At 35.5% G+C, this 2,698-nt stretch carries 3 protein-coding genes; all 3 read right to left on the reverse strand.

Annotated elements, in window-relative coordinates:
* Nucleotides 1-90: 90 nt before the first annotated feature.
* A complete protein-coding gene (locus AAKU52_RS17310; protein WP_354335887.1) occupies nt 91-1,359 on the reverse strand; it encodes a PAS domain S-box protein in 1,269 nt (422 codons plus the stop codon).
* Between the two features lie 5 nt (nt 1,360-1,364).
* Nucleotides 1,365-1,619, reverse strand: a complete 255-nt coding sequence (locus AAKU52_RS17315) for a hypothetical protein (protein ID WP_354335889.1) — start codon at nt 1,617-1,619, stop codon at nt 1,365-1,367.
* Between the two features lie 192 nt (nt 1,620-1,811).
* Complete coding sequence (locus AAKU52_RS17320) at nt 1,812-2,360, reverse strand: NIPSNAP family protein (protein WP_354335891.1); 549 nt, start codon at nt 2,358-2,360, stop codon at nt 1,812-1,814.
* Nucleotides 2,361-2,698: the final 338 nt, after the last annotated feature.

Below are 2,698 nucleotides of genomic sequence, written 5' to 3' on the forward strand. Positions count from 1 at the left end.
AAATACATAAAAATATCCTAAATAACAAAAAAAACAAGTGTAATTTATTGTTAATCAATTAGTTAAATCACATATTGCCTTGCAACGGTCTTAATTAGTATTATTGTTAAAAAGTTGGTCGATTTGGTCTTTTGTCATTCCTACGCCATTGTCGGTAATGGAAAACTTAACTCCTATTACTGTTTTTATAGCTTTAACTTTGATCTCCCCATTTTTGTTGGTGAATTTAATTGCATTTGTTAATAAATTCCTAAAGATGGCATCTAACATCGCTATATCTCCATAGAGCACCATTGCTGCTTCAACGTCCAGAGTAATGCTAATGTTCTTTTTATCTGCCATAGGTTTAACGGTCTGTATGGATTTTTGGACCTGCGCGGTGATTTCGGTAATGATAACCTGATTGATACTGATGGATTTGAATTGAATTTTTGCCCATGCCAGCAAATCTTCCAATAGGTTGTTGGCATTGGAAAGTTCCTGCTTCATTTGCGACAAGTACATGTGCAACTCATCAGCAGTATTTGATTCGAAATCCATTAAGGTCAAATCCAATAACTGCAGGCTTCCAGATATTGGATTTCTTAAATCATGGCCTATAATGGAGAGTAATTTGTTCTTTTGTTCATTCGAAGCTGTTAACTCCGTATTTAGCGTTTTTAATGCTATCTCCTGGAATTTTCTTGTGGTCACATCTCTAAGGCTTCCTTCGGTTCCTTGTACAACACCATCTTCAATAACTAGCCTGGCATTGACTGAAGCATAGCGAAGTTCATCTGTACTGGTTTTTAATCTTACTTCAAAATCAATAATAGAGCCGTTGGCTTTTAATAGGGCTAAAATTCTTTCCCTATCCTTTGGATAGTAATAAAAATTATCAACAGGCTGATTGATGACACTTTTCCTGGAATATCCGGAGTTTTTTTCTATAGAAGGACTAATTTCAGTGATTAGATTTTGATTGTCTGTTCTGTAAAAAACATCCTGAACATTCTCAAAAATGGTACGGTACTTTTTCTCGCTGAGCAACAAGTTTTCCTCAATTTCTTTTCTCTTAGTGATGTCTTCAATTTGAGAAATAAAATGCAGCGGGTTTCCCTTACTATCCTTGAGCATGGTAGCAGCAATGACAACCCAAATAATAGTGCCACTTTTATGGATGTAGCATTTTTCAACTTTCACCTTATCAATACGACTGGAAGCAAGAGCTAACAATAACTCATTGTTATTAGAAATATCATCAACATAGGTGATATCCTTTACATTAAACCCTTTTAACTCAGACTCCGAATAGCCCAGGATTTGAGATAAACTGTTATTTATTCTTTCCCAATTTCCTTCCGGACTAATTAAAGCCATTCCAATTAAGGAATGCTCAAATGCCTGGTTAAATTGTGCTTCGCTTTGGAGGTTCCATCTGCTTTCTTCTGTTTTTCCTCCTCAATCTCTAGCTTTTGTCCCTGTAAGAAAAGGTTAAATATTTGCTTCCAGCGCTCCTCCAAATCTGGAAAAATAGTATAATGAGAATAACCAAGTAGTGGCTTATTTTCAAGGTTGAAATAGGAAATCCACAAGTCAGAAACGGCTAAATAATTCATGTTCTGATCAGTAATTGCCATTGGTATCGGGCTAACAGCAATAATACTTGATAAAGGAGGTAGAGTCATTAAATATGGTTAGAGGCAAATAATTAAATATAATAAAGCAAATGTATATATAAAATACAACAATAAGTTGTTTAATGAAATATTGCTCCTGATTGTTTCATCACCTTTAAAAAGTAATTATATACTAATGAAGCCATCATGAGTTTATAACTCAGAATAAGTTGCTGGAGTTAAAAAAAAGACATCGGCTTTAGCCATATTATTTTTGTACTGTGGCAAATTAACAATACGTTTCCAAGTAGAGTCATTTCCGAAAATTTTCCAATGAGCATCTCTGGATGCTTTATCGCTATAAGAAGTCATGTACATCAAATTTGGCATTTGGCTACCTGCCAATACCTCCCCGAAAAATATGGGCTGACTACCAATACGTTCAAAAATCTCGATCTCATCTTCATTAAACATTTGTACCTTATTAAGGTATAATTTCTCTGTAGCGCTTTCGTAACTGCGCAATTCATAGATGCGTTGGCTGTTAGGAACGTTGAATAAAGGTTTTTTTAAAGAGGGCATGCCAGAAAATGCCTGCATTAAAATCGATTCTTTTCGGACATATGGAGGCTCATTGAATTTGGCATTAACATAATCTGTGCCTTTTTCTGCCAATACTGGGTCTTTATCCAGCGCTTGTAGAAGACTGTGGAGTTGTTTTAATGACCGATATTGAATGAAAACATACATTTTTTTATCCATCGCTGTATCTATGTTAGCGGTTTTAAATACGCCAACGGTTTTAATCCCCTGGCGATGAACCGCAGGGATATAGGCTTCTGATAGGTATTTATCGAGGCGTTCCTCTTGCGTTTTATCTTTTATATGGTATATAGTTAATTGATAAAAGGATCTTTCAGGTGCCTTTGCTAATAAAGGGTTTGCCAGAAAAAATGTATTCAGCAGGAAAATGCCTGCCAGGATGTAGTTAGGAGTTAATATAACGTAACTACTCAGGTACCTCTATGATGAAGCAATAGTCAAGAAAGCATTTAAGATGGCCTGCTCATTTTTCTTGCAGGTGTCGGTAATAGAACGCA

Source organism: Pedobacter sp. CG_S7 (genome assembly GCF_040544395.1).
GTDB lineage: Bacteria > Bacteroidota > Bacteroidia > Sphingobacteriales > Sphingobacteriaceae > Pedobacter.